At 72.7% G+C, this 22976-nt stretch carries 17 protein-coding genes and 1 pseudogene; 13 read left to right on the top strand and 5 right to left on the bottom strand.

The features are described 5' to 3' along the window. The first annotated feature begins 26 nt into the window (after window positions 1–26). Window positions 27–1793 (top strand): ATP-binding protein, encoded by a 1767-nt coding sequence (locus T398_RS16215; protein ID WP_358044752.1) that lies wholly within the window; start codon window positions 27–29, stop codon window positions 1791–1793. Between the two features lie 356 nt (window positions 1794–2149). After that, window positions 2150–5263, top strand: coding sequence for an AfsR/SARP family transcriptional regulator (locus tag T398_RS16210; protein ID WP_496447890.1), 3114 nt, complete (start codon window positions 2150–2152; stop codon window positions 5261–5263). A gap of 82 nt (window positions 5264–5345) precedes the next feature. Here the strand turns inward: T398_RS16210 and T398_RS16205 are convergent, their stop codons facing one another. Then, on the bottom strand, window positions 5346–5510 hold the full coding sequence (locus tag T398_RS16205) for a hypothetical protein (protein ID WP_496447889.1): 165 nt from the start codon (window positions 5508–5510) through the stop codon (window positions 5346–5348). Between the two features lie 223 nt (window positions 5511–5733). On the opposite strand from T398_RS16205, the gene T398_RS16200 reads away from it, so the two are divergent. The 3 genes from T398_RS16200 (at window position 5734) to T398_RS16190 (ending at window position 10833) form a co-directional block, all read left to right on the top strand. Continuing rightward, window positions 5734–6072 carry a hydroxyisourate hydrolase gene (locus T398_RS16200; protein ID WP_496447887.1) on the top strand — a complete coding sequence of 113 codons (339 nt, stop codon included), beginning with the start codon at window positions 5734–5736 and terminating at the stop codon, window positions 6070–6072. A gap of 30 nt (window positions 6073–6102) precedes the next feature. Further along, window positions 6103–7827 (top strand): 2-isopropylmalate synthase, encoded by a 1725-nt coding sequence (locus T398_RS16195; RefSeq protein WP_358044742.1) that lies wholly within the window; start codon window positions 6103–6105, stop codon window positions 7825–7827. A gap of 201 nt (window positions 7828–8028) precedes the next feature. Then, window positions 8029–10833, top strand: coding sequence for a helix-turn-helix transcriptional regulator (locus tag T398_RS16190; protein WP_496447885.1), 2805 nt, complete (start codon window positions 8029–8031; stop codon window positions 10831–10833). Between the two features lie 64 nt (window positions 10834–10897). Here T398_RS16190 and T398_RS16185 read toward each other — a convergent pair whose 3' ends face one another. After that, entirely contained in the window at window positions 10898–11611 is a 714-nt protein-coding gene (locus T398_RS16185) for a 4'-phosphopantetheinyl transferase family protein (RefSeq protein WP_358044737.1), read from the bottom strand. Window positions 11612–11905: 294 nt separating this feature from the next. Between T398_RS16185 and T398_RS16180 the strand changes: the two genes are divergently transcribed. From T398_RS16180 to T398_RS16170, 3 genes and pseudogenes are all read left to right on the top strand, one after another. Continuing rightward, window positions 11906–13096 carry a cellulose binding domain-containing protein gene (locus T398_RS16180; RefSeq protein WP_496447883.1) on the top strand — a complete coding sequence of 397 codons (1191 nt, stop codon included), beginning with the start codon at window positions 11906–11908 and terminating at the stop codon, window positions 13094–13096. 75 nt (window positions 13097–13171) lie between these two features. Further along, window positions 13172–13480, top strand: a pseudogene (locus T398_RS16175) (glycosyl hydrolase 53 family protein); the annotation flags it as partial. A 151-nt stretch (window positions 13481–13631) separates the two neighbouring features. After that, the gene (locus T398_RS16170) at window positions 13632–15587 is read left to right on the top strand and encodes a GTP-binding protein (protein WP_496447881.1); all 1956 of its coding nucleotides are present in this window, start codon (window positions 13632–13634) and stop codon (window positions 15585–15587) included. Window positions 15588–16085: 498 nt separating this feature from the next. Here T398_RS16170 and T398_RS16165 read toward each other — a convergent pair whose 3' ends face one another. Then, window positions 16086–16529, bottom strand: a complete 444-nt coding sequence (locus T398_RS16165; protein WP_358044729.1) for an OsmC family protein — start codon at window positions 16527–16529, stop codon at window positions 16086–16088. Window positions 16530–16760: 231 nt separating this feature from the next. Then, window positions 16761–18761 (bottom strand): acyl-CoA dehydrogenase family protein, encoded by a 2001-nt coding sequence (locus T398_RS16160; RefSeq protein ID WP_496447879.1) that lies wholly within the window; start codon window positions 18759–18761, stop codon window positions 16761–16763. Between the two features lie 148 nt (window positions 18762–18909). Between T398_RS16160 and T398_RS16155 the strand changes: the two genes are divergently transcribed. Next, entirely contained in the window at window positions 18910–19332 is a 423-nt protein-coding gene (locus T398_RS16155; protein WP_496447878.1) for a cold shock domain-containing protein, read from the top strand. 10 nt (window positions 19333–19342) lie between these two features. Here T398_RS16155 and T398_RS16150 read toward each other — a convergent pair whose 3' ends face one another. Beyond that, window positions 19343–19792 carry a hypothetical protein gene (locus T398_RS16150; protein WP_358044717.1) on the bottom strand — a complete coding sequence of 150 codons (450 nt, stop codon included), beginning with the start codon at window positions 19790–19792 and terminating at the stop codon, window positions 19343–19345. 1094 nt (window positions 19793–20886) lie between these two features. On the opposite strand from T398_RS16150, the gene T398_RS16145 reads away from it, so the two are divergent. The 4 genes from T398_RS16145 to T398_RS16130 all read left to right on the top strand — a co-directional run bounded on the left by T398_RS16145 (window position 20887) and on the right by T398_RS16130 (window position 22601). After that, window positions 20887–21126 (top strand): hypothetical protein, encoded by a 240-nt coding sequence (locus tag T398_RS16145; protein ID WP_496447876.1) that lies wholly within the window; start codon window positions 20887–20889, stop codon window positions 21124–21126. 68 nt (window positions 21127–21194) lie between these two features. Beyond that, the gene (locus tag T398_RS16140) at window positions 21195–21605 is read left to right on the top strand and encodes a PH domain-containing protein (protein ID WP_496447875.1); all 411 of its coding nucleotides are present in this window, start codon (window positions 21195–21197) and stop codon (window positions 21603–21605) included. A gap of 38 nt (window positions 21606–21643) precedes the next feature. Next, complete coding sequence (locus T398_RS16135; RefSeq protein ID WP_496447874.1) at window positions 21644–21949, top strand: hypothetical protein; 306 nt, start codon at window positions 21644–21646, stop codon at window positions 21947–21949. A gap of 34 nt (window positions 21950–21983) precedes the next feature. Beyond that, entirely contained in the window at window positions 21984–22601 is a 618-nt protein-coding gene (locus T398_RS16130; RefSeq protein ID WP_496447872.1) for a hypothetical protein, read from the top strand. The last annotated feature ends 375 nt before the right edge of the window (window positions 22602–22976 follow it).

The raw sequence follows: 22976 nt of genomic DNA, 5'->3' as shown, positions 1-22976 counted from the left end.
GGGCCGGGTGGAAGGAGCTGACCCACGTGCACAAGGTCCTCATCGCCAATCGCGGCGAGATAGCGATGCGGGTCGTCCGCGCCTGCCGCGACGCGGGCCTGCGCAGCGTCGCCGTCTACGCCGACAGCGACCGCGACGCCCGGCACGTCCGGCTGGCCGACGAGGCGTACGCGCTCGACGGCGACACCGCGGCCGACTCGTACCTGCGGGTCGACAAGCTGCTCGCCGTCGCGGCGAGGTCGGGCGCGGACGCGGTCCACCCCGGGTACGGCTTCCTGTCGGAGAACGCCGACTTCGCCCAGGCGGTCGTCGACGCCGGCCTGACCTGGATCGGTCCGTCGCCGTCGGCGATCCGGGTGCTCGGCGACAAGGTGTCCGCGCGGCACATCGCGCAGCGGGTGGGCGCTCCGCTGGTGCCGGGAACCGCCGAGCCGGCGCGGGACGCGGCCGAGATCGTGGCGTTCGCGGAGCGCGTCGGCCTGCCGGTCGCCATCAAGGCCGCCTTCGGCGGCGGCGGGCGCGGGTTGAAGGTCGCCCGGACCGTGGCCGAGATCCCGGAGCTGTTCGAGTCGGCGACCCGGGAGGCGGTCGCGGCGTTCGGCCGGGGGGAGTGCTTCGCCGAACGCTACCTGGACCGTCCGCGTCACGTGGAGGCGCAGGTGCTGGCGGATCAGCACGGCGCCGTCGTCGTGGTCGGCACCCGCGACTGCTCGCTGCAGCGCCGGCACCAGAAGCTGGTCGAGGAGGCGCCGGCGCCGTTCCTGACCGCCGCCCAGCGCGACCGGATCCACTCCTCGGCCAAGGCGATCTGCCGGGCGGCCGGCTATCACGGCGCCGGCACCGTGGAATACCTGGTCGGAACCGACGGCACGATCTCGTTCCTGGAGGTGAACACCCGGCTCCAGGTGGAGCACCCGGTCAGCGAGGAGACCAGCGGCATCGATCTGGTCCGCGAGCAGTTCCGGATCGCCGACGGTGAGCGGTTGCGGTTCGACGCCGACCCGCCGGCGCACGGCCACGCGATCGAGTTCCGAATCAACGGTGAGGACCCGGGCCGCGGCTTCCTGCCGGCGCCGGGCGTGGTCTCGGCGGTGACGTGGCCGGACGGGCCGGGCGTGCGGGTGGACGCCGGTGTCGAGTCGGGCAGCGTCGTCGGCGGGAACTTCGACTCGCTGCTGGCCAAGGTGATCGTCACCGGTGAGACCCGGGCCGAGGCGCTCGAACGTGCCCGTCGGGTGCTGGACGAGGTGGCGGTGGACGGGTTGGCGACGGTGCTGCCGTTCCACCGCGCGGTGGTCCGCGATCCCGCGTTCACCGACGAGCCGTTCCGGGTGCACACCCGCTGGATCGAGTCCGAGTGGCGCGACGACGTACCGCCGTTCGTCGGCGGCGGGACGGGTGGGCCCGCGCCGGAGCGCCCGAGCCTGGTCGTCGAGATCGACGGCCGGCGGCACCGGGTCACGCTGCCCGCCGGCTTCGCCGGTCTCGCGGCGGCACCCGCGCCGGCCGGCGCCGCCGCGCCGGCCGTCCGACCGCGTCGGCGGGCCGGCGGCGGCCGGAGCCAGCCGACCGGGGCCGACGGGGACACGTTGACCAGCCCGATGCAGGGCACCGTGGTGAAGCTGGCGGTCACGGAGGGTGACACGGTGGCCACGGGTGACCTCGTCGCGGTCGTCGAGGCGATGAAGATGGAGCAGCCGTTGCACGCCCACAAGGCGGGTGTCGTGACCGGTCTGGCGGTCGCGATCGGCCAGACCCTCACGGCCGGCGCGACGCTCTGCCTGCTCGTCTGACCGCCCACCCGGCAAATCCACGAATGGGCAAAAATCCCTTCCGTCGCAGCAAAGTGGAGGGAGTGGACGAAAGAGTCGGGCCGAATCGACGCATCAAAGACATCGATCGGTGCGACTATCGGGAGAACGGCCATTTGTGGCGGCCCGAAGGGTGGCGATCGTCGGGCCGGCTGGCACGGGCAGGAATGCTTTCGTAGTCTCGGTGGAGACACGTGGGGGCTAGAACAATGTGGACGAAGTGGTGGAACCGTTTAATGGTCTACGACTCCACCGGCGGGCGATCGCGGGGTGAACGAAAGGTGACGGACGTCCGCGCCGTGGCCTGCCCCGCACTCCTCGGGGCGTAGGGGGCGCACGTGGACTACCGCGTGCTCGGCCCGCTCGAGGTGCTGGTCGACGGCCGTCCCCTCGACCTCGGCGGCCACCGCCAGCAGATCGTGCTGGCCAGCCTGGTGCTGGAAGCGGGGCGCGTGGTCCCGGTGGGCCGCCTGATGACCGCGATCTACGGGGAGCAACTGCCGAACAGCGCCCGCGTCCAGGTGCAGATCTGCGTCTCCGCGCTGCGCCGTCTGCTCGCGTCCTCCGGCCGGGCCGACACCATCATCACCCGCAACCAGGGTTACGTGCTCGACCCGACCGGCAGTCACATCGATCTTGATAAATACGAGCGCCTGCTCGCCGAGGCCCGCCAGGCGACCGGCGCGGGCCACCGCGACGAGGCGGTCACCCGCTACCGGGAGGCGCTGCGGCTCTGGCGCGGCGCGGCCCTGGAAGGCATCGACAGCCAGGTGCTGCGCTCGGCCGCCGACCGGTTCGCCGAGCACCGGTTGACCGTCATCGAGGACTGCATCGAGCTGGAACTGGACCTGGGCCGGCACCGGGACGTCGTCGCCGAGCTCACCGGCCTGGTGCTGGCCCATCCGTTGCGCGAGCGCCTGCGGGGGCAGCTCATGCTGGCGCTCTACCGCTCCGGGCGGCAGGCGGAGGCGCTCGACTCCTACCGCCTGGCCCGGCAGACCCTGATCGACGAGCTGGGCCTGGAGCCGAGCGAGTGGTTGCGGCGGTTGGAGCGGTCGATCCACACCTCGGAGGCGGGCCTGGTCGTCCACCCCGACGCGGACGGGCCGCCGGTGCTCGTGGTCGCGGAGCCGCCCGCCGACAACACCGTGCCGGTCGTCGTGCCGATCGAGGTCGCCGGCCCGTCGCCGGTCACCGACGCCCCCGTCTTCCCGATCCTCGCTCCCGAGGACGATCCGCCGACGGCGCCCGCGCTGACCGTGGCGACCCCGTGCATGCTGCCCACCGACATCGCCGACTTCACCGGCCGGGCGCAGCAGGTCAACGACATCGAGGCGCGGCTGGCGCTGTCGGTGGAGAATCCGCGGCACCTCGCGGTGCCGGTCGTCGTCATCGCGGGAAAGCCGGGCATCGGGAAGACCACCCTGGGGGTGCACGTCTCGCACCGGCTGGCCGCGAGATATCCGGACGGGCAGCTCTTCGCCGACCTGCACGGCCGGGCGTCGCGCCTGGTCAGCCCGATGCAGATCCTGGAGCGGTTCCTGCGCACCCTCGGCGTGCCCGGCGGCGTCCTGCCGGACGGGCTGGAGGAGCGCGCCGAAATGTACCGGGGCCTGCTCTCCGACCGCCGGGTCCTGGTCGTGTTGGACAACGTCGGCAGCGAGAGCCAGGTCCTGCCGTTGCTGCCCGGCAACCCGCGGACCGCCGTCATCATCACCAGCCGCAGCCGGCTCGGCGGCCTGCCCGGCGCCACCCACGTGGACATCGACGTCTTCGGCTCCCGGCACTCCATCGAGCTGCTGTCGCGCATCGCCGGCGACTGCCGGGTGCACGCCGAGGCCGAGGCCGCCGCCGACCTGGCCGAGCTGTGCGGGCAGCTGCCGCTCGCGCTGCGGATCGCGGGCGCCCGGCTGTCGGCCCGCCCGCACTGGACGCTGGAGCAGCTCGCCGGCCGCCTGGAGAACGAGTCGCGCCGCCTCGACGAGCTCAAACACGGTGCGATGGGCATCCGGGCCAGCATCTCGATGACCTACGACAACATCAGCGAGGACGCCCGCCGGCTGTTCCGGCTGCTGGCCGTCCTGGACTGCCCGGTCTTCTCCGGCTGGATGGGCGCCGCGCTGCTCGACCGGTCACTCGACGACGCGCAGGACCTGCTCGACGACCTCGCCGACGCCCAACTCGTGGAGATCACCGGCGCCGAGAGCGGCCTGCACAGCCAATACCGTTTCCACGACCTGATAAGAGTCTTCGCCCGGGAGCGCCTGGCCGCCGAGGAGGCGGTCGCCGAGCGCAACGCGGCGCTGGAGCGGGTGCTGGGCGCGCTGCTGTTCCTCGCCGAGGTGGCGCACCGGCAACTGCACGGCAACGACAACCTCCAGGTGCACGGCGAGGCGACGCGGTGGGAACTGCCGCCGCGCACCGCCGCCCGGCTGGTCCGGGAGCCGTTGAACTGGTTCGAGCGCGAGCGCCAGTCGCTGGTGTCCGCGGTGCGGCAGGCCGCGAAGATCGGCGCCGTCGAGCTGTGCTGGGACCTCGCCGTCACCGCCGTCACGCTCTTCGAGTCGCGGGTCTATCTCAACGACTGGCGGGACACCCATCAGGTGGCGCTCGCCGCCGTCCGGCAGGCCGACGACCGGCGCGGCCAGGCGGTGATCCTCTATTCGATCGGCTCCCTGGCCATCGTCGAGAAGCGGTTCGCCGACGCGCGCCGCAGCCTCGACGAGGCCGCCGAGTTGTTCCAGAGCGTGCCCGACGCCCAGGGCGCGGCGCTGGTCAGCCGCAACATCGCCTTCCTGGAACGGATGGACGGCAACCTGGCCGAGGCGGCCCGGCGTTACGAGCGGGCGCTGGCGGTGCTGCGCAACGGCGGTGACCTGGCCGCCGCGGCGTACGTGCTGCACAGCCTGGCGCAGGTCGAGCTGGAGCGGGGGGACGCCGCCAGCGCCAAGGACATGCTGCCCCAGGCGTTGGAGCTCAGCCGCCAGGCCGGCAGCCGGCGGATCGAGGCGCAGGTGCTGCACCGTCTCGGCGACGCGCACCTGCAGGCCGGGGAGCCGGCCGAGGCGGTGGCGGCGTTCGGGGAGGCGCTGGCCGCGGTGCACGACCTCGGCGATCCGATCGGTGAGGCGTACGCGCTGCACGGTCTCGGTCTGGCGCACCTGCGCGGCGGCGACTTCACCGAGGCGGGCACCGCGCTGGCCAGCGCCCAGTCGCTGGCCAGCAGCAACGGGGAACGGCTGGTCGAGGCGCGGATCGCGTTCAGCCTCGGCGAGTTGGCGCTGGCCTGCGGCAAACCGCCCCAGGCGGTGGTGCATCTGCACCGCGCGCTCGGCCTCTTCCGCAGCATCCAGGCACCGGTCTTCGAGTCGCGGGTGCTGGCCATGCTCACCGAGGCATACACTGCGGCGTCCGGTTCCGATCCGGCGATCATCGAGTCGAAGGCCTCGTAGACCCGGCGGCGCAGCCGCCGGTGCGCAGACGGGAGCGCCGTCACCGCGGGGGCGGCGACGGCGCGGCGGTCGTTGGGAAAGGTCAGCCCCAGGGCCAGTTGCCGGTGGTGACGATCGGGGTGGAGGCCGGCGCGTTCGGGACTGTGTCGTCCGCGCTGGCCGGGTTGACGGCCCCGAGAGCGAAGCCGGCGCCGGCGACGGCGGCCACGACGATGCGGGCAATGGTACGGATGTTGAAAAATCGCATGGAATCCGGCTCCTCGGTCTTGCTTCCGACTTGCGCCGGTCGCGGCTTCGATGGAAACCACGCTAGGAAGCCCCGCCATCGACTCCTTATCGATGTGTTTAAGAAGCGTTCCGACGGCTCCGCCGGCGGTCGATAACGTGTCGAATGCCGGTCGATAGCGGCGCTGCCGATGATGACGCGACAGGTGCCCGCGTCGCGGGTCCGAACATTAGGTGAGTAGTCAATGAGTGTCTCTGCGCAAGCCTTGGATGCCGTCTACGGACGTTCCGCGGCCGGTGTCCGTGCCCGCCTCGAACGGCCGAACGGGGAAAGTTGGCGGATCGTCTCGCATGCGGAGACCGACAGTGACGGCCAGATCCTGGACTGGCTGGACGACGAACTCGAACAGGGCGCGTACCGCATCGTCTTCGACAGCGACTCGTACTTCGCCAGCCTCGGGATCAGCGCCGCCTATCCGGAGGTCGCCGTCGTGTTCTGGGTGCAGGACGAGTCCGACACCTGCCAGATCCAGGTCCTGCTCGCACCCTATTCCTATTCGATGTTCTTCGGCAGCCGGTGTTGAACGGGCTGGCCCGGAGGGAGGAGGAACGTGGTGAACCCCTTTCGACGCGCGGTGCGGCGGTACCGGTCACCGGCCGTGATCCCGCTGGCCGAGCGCGCGTGGCCCGGCCGGAGCATCACCTCGGCCCCGAGGTGGCTCTCCACCGACCTGCGTGACGGCAACCAGTCACTTGTCAACCCGATGAACCCCGAGCGCAAGCTGATCATGTTTCGGCTGCTCACCGAGATGGGGTACCGGGAGATCGAGGTCGGCTTCCCGGTGGCGAGCCAGGACGACCACGACTTCCTGCGTACGCTCATCGAGCGGGACCTGGTGCCGGACGACGTCACCATCTCGGTGCTCGTGCCGGCCCGCGACGACCTGATCCGCCGGACGGTGGAGAGCCTCGCCGGTGCCCGCCGCGCCACCGTGCACCTCTACAACGCCACCTCCCCGCTGTTCCGGCGGGTGGTGTTCGGCATGGACCGCGCCGAGTGCAGGGAACTCGCGGTGCAGGGCACCCGGCTGTTCATGAAGTACGCCGACCGCAGCCTGAGCGGTTGCGACCTCGGCTTCCAGTATTCCCAGGAGCTGTTCAACGACACCGAGCTGGACTTCTCGCTGGAGGTGTGCGAGGCGGTGATGGACGTCTGGCAGCCCGAGGCGGACCGCCCCATCATCCTGAACTTCCCGACCACCGTCGAGCGGACCACACCCAACGTCTTCGCCGACCAGATCGAGTGGATGGGCCGGCGGTTGAGCCGCCGCGAGCACCTCTGCCTGTCGGTGCACCCGCACAACGACCGGGGCACCGGTGTGGCCACCGCCGAGCTGGCGATGCTGGCCGGCGCCGAGCGGGTCGAGGGCTGCCTGTTCGGCAACGGCGAGCGGGCCGGCAACGTCGACCTGGTCACCCTCGGGCTCAACATGTTCAGCCAGGGCGTCGACCCGGGCATCGACTTCGCCGATCTCAACCGGGTGCGGCGCACCGTGGAGCACTGCACCGAACTGCCGGTGCACCCGCGTCACCCGTACGGCGGCGACCTCGTCTACACCGCGTTCTCCGGGTCGCACCAGGACGCGATCAAGAAGGGCTTCGACGAGCAGAAGCGGGTTGCCGCCGCGGCCGGGACACCGGTCGCCGACGCGCGCTGGGAGATCCCGTACCTGCCGGTCGACCCGGCGGACGTGGGCCGCACCTACGAGAGCGTCGTGCGGATCAACAGCCAGTCGGGCAAGGGCGGGGTGGCCTACGTGGTCAGCTCGCTGCTCGGCCTCAACCTGCCCCGCGACCTGCAGGTCGAGTTCGCCGCGCTGGTGCAGGCGCGCACCGACGCCGACGGCGGCGAGGTGGCGCCGGAGCGGGTGGCCGCGCTGTTCGAAGCCGAGTACGTCTCCCGGCCCCTGATCTCCGTGCCGCTCCCGCTGCCCGCCGCGGTGCCCGCCTATCTGCACGTCGACGGCGCGGCCTTCGAGGTGGGCGCGGCCCGGGCGGACCAGATCGAGCGGGTACGCGGTCGCCTGCTGCCCTGGGGTGTCGACGTGCACGCCGTGCACCGCACCGGCACCGCGCTCACCGGCTGCGGCGGGCTCGCCGTCTACGCCGAGCTGCGCGCCGGCGACCAGGTGCGGTGGGGCGTCGGCGTCGACGCCGATCTGGAGGTCGCCGCGTCGGCCGCCGTCCGGTGCGCGGCCGCCCGGTTGAACCGGGTGGCGGTCCCGCCCGCGCCGCAGCTCCGGTCGCCCGGCCCGGCCCGCCTCGCCCGCGCGGTCTGAGCGCCCGCACCCTCTCCCGGGTCGCCGTCCACCCGGACGGCGTCCCGGCCGCCGTCCACCGGCGTCCCGGCCTTCCGATAGTCGGGGAATAACGGAACGACAAGGGTCGACCGTAGCGTCACCACCACGCAGAGCGGCCGGTTGGACGCCATCCGGGGGTTCCCGAGGTGCCGCTGGAACGCGCCGCCCACGGCGCCTCTCGTGACTAAGGAAGTGAAGAAGATGGGTTTGGTGGAGCGTACCGAGGCGATCGAGACACTGGACGGCCTGCTGGCCGCCGCGGTCGCCGGGAAGGGCCGGGTCGCCGTCGTCACGGGCCCGGTGGCCACCGGCAGGACCGAGCTGCTGAACACCTTCGCCGACCGGGTGGTGGACCTCAACGGCCTGGCCATCACCGCCACCGGGTCGCGGTCCGAGCAGGACCTGCCGCTCGGCGTGATGAGCCAACTGCTGCTGGACGCCCCGCTGGTGGACGACGAGCGGCGACGCGCGATGAACCTCCTCTACGAGGGCACGCAGACCCTCACCCCGGGTGACGGCGGAACGCACCGCCTCGACCCGCAGATCGTGCACTCGCTCTGCACCGTGCTGCTGGAGCTGTCCCGACGCTATCCGCTGGCTGTCGTGGTCGACGACCTGGACCGGGCCGACCACGCCTCGCTGGTCTGCCTGTCGTACCTGGCCCGCCGGGTGCGGTTCGCGCCGATGCTGGCGGTGTTCAGCCACTCCGGACAGCGGCGCTCCGGTGCTCCGGTGCTGGACGCGGACGGTCTCGCCCGCCCGCCGCACGGCGCCCACATCGGGCTCGCCACGCTCTCCGTGGACGGCGTGCGGGAGATGGCGGCCGAGGAACTGGGCGAGGACGACGCGGCGCGGCTCGCCCCCCGCTGGCACCAGGTCAGCGGCGGTAACCCGCTGCTGGTCGGCGGCCTGGTCGAGGACCACCGGCAGGCGCTCGCCGACGGCGCCGCGCCGGGTGACGAGCCGGTGCCGGGCGGTCAGTACGCGGAGGCCGTGCTCTCCTGTCTGCGCCGCACCGAGGAGCGCACGCAGCGGGTGGCGCAGGCGCTGGCGATCCTGCCGGACGCCGGTTCGCTGGACAAGCTGAGCGGGCTGGAGTCGGCGCAGGTCGCCCAGGTGATCCGGGTGCTGACCGCGGCCGGCCTGCTGCACCGGGGCGACTACCGGCACCCGGTGGCCCGCGAGGTGGTGCTGGCCCAGATCGACGACGGCGAGCGGATCGCGCTGCACCGGCGCGCAGCGGAGATCGCCTACCACGAGGGCGCCGTCAGCCAGGTCGTCGCCGAGCACCTGCTGCGCGCCGGTCAGGCCGACGACCCCTGGGTGGTGCCGGTCCTCGAGGACGCGGCCCGGCAGGCCCTGCGCGCCGGCCGGGTGGACGCGGCGGTCGACTACCTCCGGCTCGCCTGGCGGACGTGCGCGGACGACCGGCACCGCGCCACGATCATGACGACCATGATGCGGGCCGGCTGGCGGATCAACCCGAGCATGTCCACCGGCTACCTGCCCGAGCTCACCGCGGCGATGCAGAACGGCTTCCTGCGCAGCGACGACGCGCTGGTGCTCACCAAGGCCCTGCTCTGGAACGGCCAGTTCGCCGACGCCCGGTCGGTCTTCGAACAGCTCAACGCGTCGGCCGACGAGCACGACCAGGAAACCCTCACGGAGCTGGCGATCGCCCGGCCGCTGCTGCGCGCCACCTTCCCGTCGTTCTTCCCGATGCTGCGCCCGCAGGCGCCGCTCGCCCCCACGCCGATCCCGACCGTCGCGGCCGGGCATCGCCTGGAGGCCGCCAGCGCGCTGGCCACCGTGCTCACCCGCGGACCGTCCGAGCCGCTCGCGGCCGGCGTCGAGCGCATCCTGCACAACTCCCGGCTCGACGAGATGAGCCTGGACACCGTGGAGAGCGCCCTGTTCGCGCTCACCTACAGCGGCCACGCGGACCGGGCCGTGCCCTGGTGCGACGCCTTCATCGAGGAGGCCGGCGCCCGCCGGGCGCCGAGCCGGCTCGCCCGGCTGGCCGCGATCCGGGCGGAGATCTCGCTGCGCCTGGGCGAGCTGCCCGCCGCGGTCCGGCACGCCCGGCTGGCGTTGGAGAGCATGCCGCCGAGCAGTTGGGGCGTCGCCGTCGGCGGCCCGCTCGCGGCGTTGATCACTGCGGCCACCGCGATGGGTGACGACGACCTGGTCCGGGAGCAGCTCGACCAGCCCGTCGCCGCGGAGATGTTCCAGACCCGGTACGGCATGCACTACCTGCACGCCCGGGGCCGCTACAGCCTGGCGATCGGTCAGCTTCCGTTCGCGTTGCGCGACTTCGAGCAGTGTGGTGAGCTGGCCGTCCGGTGGAAGCTCGACGTCCCCGGGCTGATCCCGTGGCGGACCGACGCCGCCGAGGCGCTGCTGCGGATGGGCCGCCCCGGCCCGGCCCGCAAGCTGATCGACGAGCAACTCGCCCGGTGCGGCAAGGACTCGCCCCGGGTGCACGGGATGGCGATGCGCCTGCTCGCCGCGACCAGCGAGCTGCGGCACCGCCCGATGTTTCTGCGCCAGGCCGTCGACCTGGCCAGCGGCGGCGGTGACGAGTACGAGCTGGCCCGCGCCCTGGCCGACCTCACCGAGGCCTATCACGTGCTCGGCGAGTCCCGCCGCGCCGGCATGATCGCCCGCCGGGCCCGGGCGTTGGCCGACAAGGCGCAGGCACAGCCACTGCTGAAGATCCTCACCCGGGGCGCGGGCTGGGACGAGTCCGAGCCGCTCGCCCAGCCGCTCAACCCGGCCGCCGGCGCGGCCCTGCTCAGCGACGCCGAGCAGCGGGTCGCGGCCCTCGCGGCGGAGGGGTACACCAACCGGGAGATCTCCATGAAGCTCTACATCACCATCAGCACGGTCGAGCAGCACCTCACCCGGACCTACCGCAAGCTGAACGTGACCCGCCGCACCGACCTTCCGGCCAACCTCAACCTCGACTTCTCCGCCGCGGGCTGAGCCTCGTGCACCGCAACGGCCGGGCCCCTCGGGGCACGGCCGTCGTGGTGTTCGGGGCGGCGGCTCAGCGGGGCCGGCGGGCGGCGACCCGGCGGCCGGCGGGCTGGATCCGGGCGCCGGCGGGAGCCAGCACGGTGATGGCGGTGACGATGAGCCCGTTGCGTGCCAGCCAGCGCCCCGAGAAGCCGGTCAGCTTCCGCCCCTGCACCCACGGCGCGCTCACCAGGAGGCCGGCGGTGAACGTGCCGGTGAGCGGGTCGAGCACCACCTTCGCGTCCTCGAAGTCGAGCCACCGGCCGGTCAGCGGGAACCACGCCTTGTAGACCGACTCCTTGGCGCTGAACAACATCCGGTCCCACGACACGGCCGGGTGGTCGTGCTGGAGGACGGCGATGCGGTCACGTTCCTCGGGCAGCGAGATGGCGGCCAGGATGCCGTTGGCGAGCGGCTCGTCCGGCTCGGCGTCGATGCCGACCGTGGTGACCTGCCCGCGCTCGGCGACCACCGCGCCGCGATAGCCGGCGCAGTGCGTGATGCTGCCGACCAGGCCCTCCGGCCACTGCGGCTCACCCCGGGCGCCGGGCAGGATCGGCGCGGGCGGTCGGCCCAGCCGACCCATCGCCTGGCGGGCGCACCACCGGGCGGTGGTGAACTCGCGGCGGCGCTTGTCGACCGCCATCCGGATGACGGCCTCCTCGTCGCGGAAGAGGGTGGCGTCCGGTGGGTCCACGAACGTGTCGACGGCCGTGACCGCGGCCGGGAGAATGGACTCGATCATGGCTTCCTCCGTGCCGGAGAAACGGGTCCTGGGCCAGCGGAGGCCAGGCCGGCGCCGAGGGGCGCCGGGTGCGTGGCCGTGCTGACAGGTGTCACGCCTCGACAGTATCGACGCTGATGGCACCGGGAAACGCGGCGCGTGCCATTCACGGGCCGCTCGGGCCGGGCTAAGGGAGTGGTGCCGCCGGCTAGGGGCCGCACAACGCCCCGGCCCCCGCCGGCCGGCCGTCGCGCCCACCGACCGAGGCGTGAGACACGTTGGCGATCATCGATAAAGTGGCGGCATGGTCGGGATATGACAGGCGTCCCCACCTTCCCGCTGTCCCGCCGTCCGCGGCCCGGTCCACCGGCCGTCGTCGCGCTGGTGACGGTGCTGCTCGGAGCCGCCCTGGGTGCCGCGCCGGCGGCCGGCGCGGGCAGTACGCCGCCCGCCGCGCACCCGGCGCTCGCGCCGGCACCCGGCACGGCGACGGTGTCCACCGCGGACCCGACCGGATCCGCCCCGCCGGCGCCGAGCACGGCGTCCAGCACGCCGGACACCTCGCCCTTCCCGCCGGGCGCGCCCACGAACCTGACCGCCAGCGAGGTGCGGACCGGATCCGTCACCCTCACCTGGACGGCCGCCGAGCCCGGCTGCTGCCCCGTCGTCGGCTACGACATCACGTACTACCAGGCATTCAGCGACGTCATCTTCAGCGCCAGCGTCGGGAACGTCACCGCCACCACGATCACCACCTACCTCGGGCCCGGCCGGCAGTTCTCCTTCCGGGTGGCCGCCCGCGACAGCGTCGGACACCGCTCGACCGCAACGCCGGCGTTGACCGTGGTCACCCCGGTGACGGACACCGGCCCGGACACCACCCCGCCGAGCGCCCCGCGGAACCTGACCGTGGGCGAGGTGACCGCATCGACCGCCACGCTGTCCTGGTCACCGTCGACCGACGACGTCGGTGTGCTCGGGTACGACGTCTACCGGTTCGACGGCTGGTTCAGCTCGACGCTCGTCGCCACCCTGCCGGGAACGACCTACACCGCGTCGCTGCCTCCGCCGACGCCGCTGCGCAACCTCTACTACGTGCGGGCCCGGGACGCGGTCGGCAACGTGTCGATCGCCTCCGACACGGTCACCCTGCCCACGGTGTCCACCCCCACACCCCCGCCGCCCTCGACCTGCCGGGTGACCTACCGGAACCAGTCCGAGTGGCAGGGCGGGTTCGTGGCCACCGTGACGGTCCAGAACACCGGGGCGGTGCCGATCGACGGCTGGACCCTCACCTTCGCCTTCCCGGGGGACCAGCAGGTCACCTCCGGGTGGAACGCCACGCTCGGCCAGAGCGGCGCCACCGTGACCGCCCGCGACGCCGGTTGGAACCGCGTCCTCGCGCCCGACGGCTCCGCGACGTTCGGCGTCCAGGGACGGTGGAGCGCCAGCGACGCGCCGCCGACCGACTTCTCGCTGAACGGCGCCCGCTGCGCCGTGGGCTGAGCGACCCGGATGAGGAGTCCCGTAAGCACACCCTCGCGCCGCCCCAAACCCCTGGTCGCGGCGGTCACGACCGCCACCGCGGACGCCGACAGCAACGCCAACGCCCGCTGGTTCTACGACGGCATCCGCGCCCAGGGGGTGCGGTGGGACGTCACCGCCCTGTCCTACTACTGCATGTGGCACGGCAGCCTGGCCAACCTCCACCGAGACATCGTCGACCTGCGCGGGCGCTACGGCAAGCCGGTGGTGATCGCGGAGACCGCGTAGCCCTTCACCCGGAACGACGCGGACAGCGAGCCGAAGGCCTTCGGCGACGCGACCTGCGACGGCATCGGCGCCACCTGGTCGGGGCAGGCGCAGGAGTTCGACTGGGCGCTGGACACCCTGACCCGTCGCCGCCCGCCGCCGAAATCGGTGGCGACGGCCGCCGCGGGCATGTGAACCTGGAGCCGACCAGCAGCACCACGAGGAGGAGTGACGATGCGAGCAGATTCCACGCCCCGGACCCTGACCCGTCCCACCGTGGAGTTCTGCCTTGGCGTTGTTGAACCTCGGAATCGTCGCCCATGTTGACGCCGGAAAGACCAGCCTGACCGAACGCCTGCTCTACGATGCCGGCGCCGTCGCCCGGTTGGGCAGCGTCGACGCCGGCACGACGCGCACCGACTCGATGGATCTGGAACGGCGGCGCGGCATCACCATCCGGGCCGCCGTCACCTCGATCACGATCGGTGACCTGCGCGTCAACCTGCTGGACACCCCCGGCCACCCCGACTTCATCGCCGAGGTCGAGCGGTCGCTGGCGGTGCTGGACGCCGCCGTGCTGGTGGTGTCGAGCGTGGAAGGCGTGCAGCCGCAGACCGTCGCCATCTGGCGGGCGCTGCGCCGCACCGGCGTGCCGACGGTCTTCTTCCTCAACAAGGTGGACCGGCGCGGCGCCGACGTCGAGCGGGTGACCGCCCAGCTCCGCCGGCGGCTCGGGGCGCGCCCGGTCGTGCTCACCACGGTCGCCGGTCAGGGCACCCACCAGGCCCGGGTACGGGCCGTGCACCTCGACGCCGAACCGGTGGTGGAGGCCGTGGCGGAGGTCGACGACGAGGTGGCGGCCCGGTGGCTGACCGACGAGCCGGTGCGCGTGCGCGACGTCCGGCGCGCGATCCGCAACGCGGTGTGCGGGGCCGCGATCAGCCCGGTGGCGTGCGGCTCGGCGATCACCGGCGCCGGGGTGCGGCACCTGTGCCGCCTCCTCGCCGACCTGCTGCCCCGGGGCGAGCAGCGGGACGGTCCGCTGGCGGGCACGGTCTTCGCCGTCGACCGCGACGGTCAGGGCCGGCGGGTCTGGCTGCGGTTGTGGTCCGGGCGGCTCCGCGTCCGCGACCGGGTGCGTCTCGCCGGGTCCCGCCCCCAGACCGTCACCCAGATCGGCGTCATCGAGCCCGACGGCGTTCTGGTGCGCCCGTCGGTGTCCGCCGGGCAGATCGCCGCGGTACGCGGCGTGTCCGCCCGGATCGGCCAGCACATCGGTGACCCGCCGCGCCGGCACGCCTACCGGTTCCCGCCGCCGACCAGGCAGGCAGTCGTCGAGCCGGTCGAGCCGGAGCAGCGACTGGCGATGTTCGCCGGCCTGGCCGAACTGGCCGACGAGGACCCGCTGGTGGACCTGCGGCTCGACGAGCAGCGGGCGGAGGCGGTGATCCGCCTGCACGGCGAGGTGCAGAAGGAGGTGCTCGCCGCCCTGATGGCGGACCGCTACGGGGTCCGGGTGCGGTTCTCCGGCACCCTGACGGCGTGTATCGAACGGGTCGCCGGCACCGGCTGCGCCGAGGAGCGGGTGCGTGAGCGTGGCAATCCCTACCTCGCCGGATTGGGGTTGCGCATCGAGGCCGCGCCGGTCGGGCACGGCGTCGAGTTCCGCGCCGGGGTCGAGCCCGGTCGGCTTCCGCCGGCGTTCGTCGCCGCCACCGAGGAGGGCGTGCGGGCCGCGTTCCGGCACGGCCGGCACGGCTGGCCGGTCACCGACTGCACGGTCACCATGACCGCGTCCCGGTACTGGCCGCGACAGAGCCGGCCGCACCAGAAGTTCGACAAGTCCATCTCCACAGTGGCGGCGGACTTCCGCAACCTGGCCCCGGTCGTGGTGGCGGCGGCGTTGCGCGAGGCCGGCACCCGGGTGTGCCAACCGATCGAGCGGTTCGACGTCAACCTGCCGCAGCACGCGGTGGAGGCGGTGCTGGCGTTGCTCGGCCGGTGCGGCGCGATCGTCCACGACACGGCGGTCGCCGGTGGCTACCTCGAGGTGAGCGGCGCTCTGCCGTCGGCGCGGATCCCGCAGGTGGTCGCCGCGCTGCCCGACCTCACCGGCGGCGAGGCCGTGCTGACCACCACGTTCGACCACTACGCGCCGGTGGCGGGGGAGCAGCCGCCGACGCTGCCCCGCCGCGGACCCGACCCGGCCGACCGGGAGGCGTGGTTCCGGGCGGTACCGCGATAGGCCGGTCGGGCGTGGCACGCCGGCCGCCGGCGTCCTTACGGCTCCGTTACGGCAAACCGGCGCGGCGCGCGCGGACCGTGGCCGGGCGTGATGCTGAAGGCCGTTCACCAATTCGGGGAGACCGTCATGAATTCATCGATCCGACGCGGCCTGTCGGCGGCGACGCTGGTCACCGCCACGGTCGCGGCCAGCCGTACGCTGGCCACTTCGACGGCGCCACCTGGACCGGGCACGTGCCGTTGGGCCCCTCGGCGGTGAACTCGGGACTGCTGGACGTCGCCGCGACCGGGGGCGGACGGGCGGTGCTCGTCGGCCACGACAGCGGCCGGCCGCTGGTCGTCGAGGGTGACACGAGTCAGTTCAACATCCGACGGAAGCGTGTTCGCCGCGGGCGAACGGTACCTCGCCGACGCCCCCTACCCGGTGCCGATGATCGTGCAGCGGGTCGGCGGCGGACCGGGTGACGGGTGCGGGCCGGCACTACCTCACCGGAAAGGCTCACCCGTCCGCGGCGCCGGCGACGTCGACGACCGTGACGGGGGTGCCGAGTTCGACAGTACGGGACACGGTGCAGAGCCGGTCGTGCGACTGCCGCAGGGATCGAGGCAGCGCCTCGCGCGCCCGGTCGCCGTCCGGCCCGTCCGGGAAGGTCACGGTGAACTCCACCCGGAGGTTGCCCATCCGGTTGCCACCGGACTCGTCCTTGATCTTGTCGCCGCTGACCACGATGGAGAAGCCGTCCGGCTCGGCGCGGCGGGTGGTGATGTGGTCGACGTCGACGGCGGTGCAGCCACCGATGGCGGCCAGCAGCAGCTCCACGGGCGTGAAGCTGTCGCCCTGGCCCGAGCCCATGGAGATCGACCCGCCGCGGGCGTTGCGGACGGTGTAGCTCGCCAGGCCGGTGCGCTCGATCTCCACCGAACGGAAGGTGTCGTCACTCATGACAGCGAACCTACCGAGGCCCGCCGGCCGGTATCCAGGGGACGCGCGGCCCGCTCGACGGCGAGAGCGGGCTCGCCGCGCTCACGCTGCCCAGGACCGGCCGCTACCTCGTGGTGAGCCGGGAACCCGCGGCGACCGATCGGGAACTTGCCGGCCGTCGCACGTACGGCACGGGGTGCGCGCTGCGGGCCGCGTTGGCCGGCGTGGCCTGCCCCGCCGTGGTCTGGGCCGTCAGTCTCGCGATGAGCTGACGGTGCCTGCCGGTCCGGTCGCGACGTCGTGGGCGGCCATGGTCTCCTGCCGGTCGGGCTCCTCGCGCAGGATCGCGCAGTGCAGCCAGGCGTCCGGGACGGCGAAGCCGTCCACGAGTGTCCGCATGTGCGGGCGCAGCTCCTTGAGCAGGCCGTTCACCACCGAGGTGAGCGCCTTGGCGCGGACCGGGGTGAGCCGGCCGTGCTCCAGCAGCCAACCCTTGTCCGCCTCGATGACGCTGAGCGCGTAGAGGTCACAGACCCGGGAGAGCAGCGCCCGGGCCGCGGGGTCGGTGACGTCCTCGATGCCGGCGACGAACGCCTCCAGGGTCACCCGGTCGACGTGCGCGGCGGCGACGGCCAGGACGTGGTCCTGCACGTCGTTGAAGATGTCGAAGGGGTGGTCCTTCTTCCGGGCGGCGCCGTTGCGCAGGCGGCGGACCGCGCCGTCGAGGCGGTGCCGCTCGCGGTCCTCGAAGACCTTGAGCTGCCAGCCGCGGTCGGTGACGGCGACCTCCTCGTCGCGGCCCGGCACGGCGCTGATCAGCCGCTCGATCAACGCCCGCGCGGCGGTGCGTTCGAGCACCATGTCGCGGACCTGGTCGGCGACGAAGGAGGCGCGTCCCCAGCCGTCCAGCGAGCCGAACTCGTCGCGGTGGCCGGTGAGCAGCCCCTTGGCGACCAGTTGCAGCAGCACCGTGTTGTCGCCCTCGAACGTGGTGAAGACGTCGGTGTCGGCCTTGAGGCCGGGCAGCCGGTTCTCGGCCAGGTAGCCGGCGCCGCCGCACGCCTCCCGGCACATCTGGATGGTGCGGGTGGCGTGCCAGGTCTGCGCGGCCTTCAGGCCGGCGGCCCGGGACTCCAGCTCCCGCTGCCGGTGCTCGTCGACCGGGCCGTCGCCGCCCTGCACCTCGCTGAGCGCGGTGACCAGCTCGGCCTGCGCGAAGGTCAGCGCGTACGTGGTGGCCAGCGCGGGCAGCAGCTTGCGCTGGTGGGCGAGGTAGTCGTTGAGCAGCACCTCCCGCTCGGCGTCGGGCGTGCCGAACTGGCGGCGGATGTCGCCGTAGCGCACCGCGATGGTCAGCGCCGCCTTGGTGGCCGCCGAGGCGGCGCCGCCCACGCTCACCCGGCCACGGACCAGGGTGCCGAGCATGGTGAAGAAGCGCCGGGAGTCGTTCTCGATCGGGCTGGAGTAGGTGCCGTCGGCCGCGACCTGGGCGTAGCGGTCCAGCAGCATGTCGCGCGGCACGGTCACGTGGTCGAAGCGGAGCCGGCCGTTGTCCACTCCGAGCAGGCCGGCCTTCGGGCCGGCGTCGCCGATTGTCACGCCGGGCAACGGGTTGCCCTGGTCGTCGCGGATCGGCACCAGCCACGCGTGCACGCCGTGCCGCCGCCCGTCGACGACCAGTTGGGCGAAGACCACCGCCATCCGGCCGTCGCGGGCCGCGTTGCCGATGTAGTCCTTGCGCGCCGCCTCGTGCGGGGTGTGCAGGTCGAACGTCTGCGTCCGCGGGTCGTACACGCAGGTGGTGCGCAGTTGCTGGACGTCCGAGCCGTGGCCGGTCTCGGTCATCGCGAAGCAGCCGAAGATGTCGCCGGCGATGATGTCGCGCAGGTAGGCGTCGTGGTGCCGGCGGGTGCCGAGGGCGGCGACCGCGCCGCCGAACAGGCCCCACTGCACGCCCGCCTTCACCATCAGCGACAGGTCGACCTGGGCCAGCATCTCGATCGCGACGATCGAGGCGCCGACGTCGGAGTCGCCGCCGTACTCGGTGGGGAAGCCACCGCCGATGCCCAGCTCGACCGGGAGTTCGCGGAGCAGGCGGCTGATCCGCTCCCGCGCCTCGTCGCCGGTCTCGCCGTAGACCGGCAGGAAACGCTCGTCGAGGTGTGCGCGGTGCGCGTCGCGGACCCGGGCCCACGGTCCGTCGAGCACGGCCCGCAGGTGTGCCGGGTCGACCGGGTCGGTGATGCTGGTCATGGCTACCTCGGGAGACGACGTCATGGGTACCGCTCGTACCCGCTCAACGCCGCTGACCTGCCTCGGTGACGCGGTGAGAACCGTCACGGCGACGCTCGCTAGGCTGTCGGACAGGCGTTTGGCTCGGCTGGCGAGTGGCGGGTGGTTTGTGGTGGAAAGAGGCACGATCGTTCGGTTCGACGACGTCAGGGGTTACGGGTTCATCGCGCCGGCGCACGGCGGCGACGACGTGTTCGTGCACGCGAACGACTTCGGCGACAAGCGGCACGCGGTCACCGCCGGGATGACGGTGAGTTACGAGGTCGTGCAGTCCGATCGTGGCCCCAAGGTCGCGAGCGTGACGCTGGACCCGCCGCCGGTGTCGCTGGCCGGGGCGAGCAACGCCGTGCCGGCCCGCACCGCCTCGCCGGTGCAGGACGACGAGTGCGACGTGCTGGCGGTCGGGCAGTTCGAGGCGTCGCTCACCGAGCTGCTGCTGGCGAACGTGCCGACCATGACCGGTGCGCAGATCCTGCAGGCCCGGCGGGCGCTGGTGGCCATGGGGCGTCAGCACGGTTGGGTGGAGGACTGACGCGAGTCGGTCAGCGGTTGCGCTCCACCACATACTCGGTCAGGTCGAGCAGGAACCGGCCGTCGTCGGTGTCGGCCGCGGGGCCCAGCGCCCGCTCCGTCTCCCGCCGGGCGGCCCCCGCGAAATCCCGGGCGCTGCGCCACAGGTCGCCCGCGTTCTCCCGGCCGGTGGCGAGCCCGTTGGCCACGTCGGGCGTCAGCCGGGCGAGATTGAGTACGGTGTCCAGCGCGTCGTGGGCGTCCGAGGGGTACCGGCGGATCACCTCGCCGCGCCGGTCGTCGGCCATCCGCCACTGCCCGACCACGGTGTCGATCAGGGCGTGCCCGTCGGTGCGGACCCGCGCCACGAGTTCGTCGAACGCCTCCGGGTCCACCCGGCGGCTCTCGCTCTCGAAGCGCTCATCGGTGCGCTCACGCTCGCCGTCCGCCATGGGCGACGTGTCGCCGGCACTGGACGACACGCCAACGAGATGTCGCCAACGTGACTGGGGGTGATCGGCGTCGGGGGGAGAGCCTTCTCACCGACGCCGGTATGGCCGACGACCGGCGCCGAGGTGGCCGACCTCGCGACGGCCGGCGCCGCCGCGGTCAAGGCGGGGCGGCTGCCGGTACGCGTGGCCGCGGCGCCGCGTGCGTCGCAGGCCCCGCAACGGGTACGCGTCGAGGTTCTCGATCGACAGACGACCGCGCAGGCCGGGGTGGCCGGCGTGGTACTGCGGCTCGGCCGCGCCGACGGCGTCGCCACCGCCGGCCGGACCAGGGTGAGCCTCGACTATCGATCGTTCGCCACGGCCTACGGCGCGGACTGGTCCAGCCGGCTCCGGCTGGTGTCCCTCCCGGGGTGCGCGCTGACGACGCCCGGGAGGAAGGAGTGTGCCGGCACGCCCCCGCCGTCACGCAACGACCTCGCGACCATGTCGGTGTCGGCCGAGGTATCGGTCGGCGCGACGCAGTCCCTGGTCGCGGCGACGGCTGGAGCCTCCGGTCCGGCCGGCGACTACTCGGCGACCCCGCTGAGCCCGTCGGCGACCTGGGCTGCCGGCGGCAGCACCGGTGCCTTCACCTGGTCGTATCCGATGCGCACGCCCCCGGCGTTGGGCGGACCGGCGCCGCAGATCGGCCTGTCTTACTCCTCGCAGGCCGTCGACGGCCAGCAGGCCGCCTCCAACAAACAGCCGACGTGGATCGGTGAGGGATTCGAGCCCTCGATCGGCGGGTTCATCGAGCGCCGCTACCAGGGGTGCGGGCGGGACATGGGCGGTTCGGCCAACAACACCAAGAAGACCGGCGACCTCTGCTGGAAGACGGACAATGCGGTGCTCTCCCTGGTCGGGCACTCCGGTGAGCTGATCTACAACGCCACGGAGGGCCGTGCCACGCGACGGCCTTCATCGACTCGGACTGCACGCAGGCGTGGCGGTGGAACCTCGACTACGTCGTCGACCCCTCCGGGAACTCGGCCTCCTACTGGTGCCAGCGAGAGACCAACAAGTACGGCCGGAACCTGGACGCGGACGACGACGCCGGCTACGACCGCAGCGGGTGGCTGGATCACGTGCCGGGACTTCTGCGGTTGCTGGACCGGGAGCACCTCGTCGAGGTGGCCGACCGGCGGGAGTTCCTCGGCGCCGGCGGTTGGCGGGTGCGCGCCTGGCTGCTCGCCGAGCGGGGCCCGTCGCCGGAGCTCGAACGCCTGCTCTTCGAGGAGCAACCCGCGTACACCCACCAGACGCCGATGATCCAGGGGATCTGGGCCCACGCGAACAGCCGGGCCGGGACCGACGGGGCGACGTGACGGGGTCGACCCGCTCCGTCCCGGGCGCGGGCAGCGCTGCCTCCCCGAGGACGCTACGATCCCAGACCATGTCGCGGACGTGGCGGGTCTCCACGCTCGGGCGGGTCGGTGTGCTCGCCCTCATCCCTCTGCTGGTCGTCGCCACCTGGCTCCTCTGGGGCAACGTGACGGTGAGTCTGCTCGCCGGTCTCGGCGCGCTGGCTGGTTGGTGGCGCTTCGCGCTGCGCCCCTCGGTGATCCTCACCGGGACGGAGCTGATCGTGCGGAATCCGTACGGCCAACGGCACGTCGCGCTTGCGGACGTGGTCGATGCCGCGCCCGGTTACGGCGGCCTGACCGTCACGACCTCGACGGGGAAGCGCGTGGTCGCATGGGCGGTGCAGAAGTCGAACCTGGCCACCTGGACCGGCCGGCACACCCGCGCCGACGAGGCGGCCGCCGCGATCGTGGCCGCCGGCGGGCGTCACCAAGCCGGCTGACCCGCACGACGCCGACCGCTCATGGAACGGGTGCCACGATGGTTGACCTGATGGTCCAGTTCATCGGTGACGATACCGAGATCAACAGCTTCTTTCGGGAATGGCTGTCCAGCGCTGGCCTCACCGCTTCGGACGGTGGCTCCGGTTCTGTGGTGTCGGTACGCGAGTGGGCCGACTGTGAACGGTACGGCGAGCAGCTCTCCCGCTTCATCGCCGGGAGAAGCGACGCATTCAAACTGTTCGTCGACGGCCCGGGCGGAGATTTCCTCATCCACGAGGTGCGGAGAGTCGCGGACGGCGACTCGATGACGAAGTTTCTCGCCTCGAGTGCCTATTTCCAGTAGCGAGTGTCACCAGCCCCGAGGGGATGATCCGAGCATGTCGTACGCCGATCTCACCTTGTCCGACTGGCTGGAGCTCTCCGATGATGCCGCCGGCCGCACCGCCGCCGCCATCGCCCGGGCCACCGAGACCCGTCTCGCCGGCATCGGTCCGCACGTGTTCGGTAACCGGACCGGACGGGTCGCCTTCTTCGAACGCGACGGCGTCCGCTTCGCCCTGGTGCCGGGCGGCACCGTGCGGCTCGGCCATGATGCCGACCGTTTCGTGCCCAGCGCTCGGCAACTCGCCGACTTCACCGAGGCCGCTGCGGGCTACGACCTGACCGGGCCGCTGGACCGTTTCGTGGCGGCGGCGACATCCGTGTCACGTCGGGTGTCGCTGCCGGCCCGGCTCTTCGCGGTCCGCGCCGAGGACGCCGACGCTCTTGAATCCGATGACGAGGCCGATCTCGACGACGACCAGGAACGCGACCACGCCTGGCTGATCGCCGCACTTGAGCGCCGGGGCCTGCGGCCGCCGACCCCGGACGAGTGGGAGTACGCCTGCGGAGGCGGGGCCGCGAGCTTGTTCCGCTGGGGCGACGAGTATCCCGAGGGACTACCGCCGAGCAGTTGCGCGGCAGCGTGCAGTTGGCGGTGCACGACCTGGGCGTGAGAGCCATCGGTGTGGGGCCGGTGGTGGCCTGCGGCGGCCGTGGTCAGAAACCACCAGGCTGCCCACACGCGGTGCCATCCCAGCGCCCACTGAGCCGCCGGCAGGCCGCCGCGGTCCGAGTGGGCGTCGGGACTGCCGCCGGCTGCGACGTAGGCGCGGATCAGGCGGGTGAGTTGAGCGGGGTCTGCGGCATTGCGGGTGCCGAACCAGGTGGCGAGGTCGAGCAGGCCTGGTCCGGTGAATGCTTTCGCCCAGTCGACGAGACGGCATCCCGCGCGGCTGACGTGCAGCGAGCTGCGGTGGAACTCGCCGTGGCACAGCCCGAAGGGTTCTCGCTCGGCGCCGTCGGCGCGTCTGCCCGCCACGGCTACCAGC

Source organism: Salinispora goodfellowii, assembly GCF_059570675.1.
This window is presented reverse-complemented; position numbering and strand designations above follow the sequence as displayed.

What these genes read in the sequence shown, in the direction of transcription:
- T398_RS16180 (WP_496447883.1), top strand. Translation starts at nt 11,906, where the DNA reads ATGACAGGCGTCCCCACCTTCCCGCTGTCCCGCCGTCCGCGGCCCGGT.
- T398_RS16205 (WP_496447889.1), bottom strand. Translation starts at nt 5,510, where the DNA reads ATGCGATTTTTCAACATCCGTACCATTGCCCGCATCGTCGTGGCCGCC.
- T398_RS16185 (WP_358044737.1), bottom strand. Translation starts at nt 11,611, where the DNA reads ATGATCGAGTCCATTCTCCCGGCCGCGGTCACGGCCGTCGACACGTTC.
- T398_RS16200 (WP_496447887.1), top strand. Translation starts at nt 5,734, where the DNA reads ATGAGTGTCTCTGCGCAAGCCTTGGATGCCGTCTACGGACGTTCCGCG.
- T398_RS16135 (WP_496447874.1), top strand. Translation starts at nt 21,644, where the DNA reads ATGGTTGACCTGATGGTCCAGTTCATCGGTGACGATACCGAGATCAAC.
- T398_RS16160 (WP_496447879.1), bottom strand. Translation starts at nt 18,761, where the DNA reads ATGACCAGCATCACCGACCCGGTCGACCCGGCACACCTGCGGGCCGTG.
- T398_RS16130 (WP_496447872.1), top strand. Translation starts at nt 21,984, where the DNA reads ATGTCGTACGCCGATCTCACCTTGTCCGACTGGCTGGAGCTCTCCGAT.
- T398_RS16140 (WP_496447875.1), top strand. Translation starts at nt 21,195, where the DNA reads ATGTCGCGGACGTGGCGGGTCTCCACGCTCGGGCGGGTCGGTGTGCTC.
- T398_RS16165 (WP_358044729.1), bottom strand. Translation starts at nt 16,529, where the DNA reads ATGAGTGACGACACCTTCCGTTCGGTGGAGATCGAGCGCACCGGCCTG.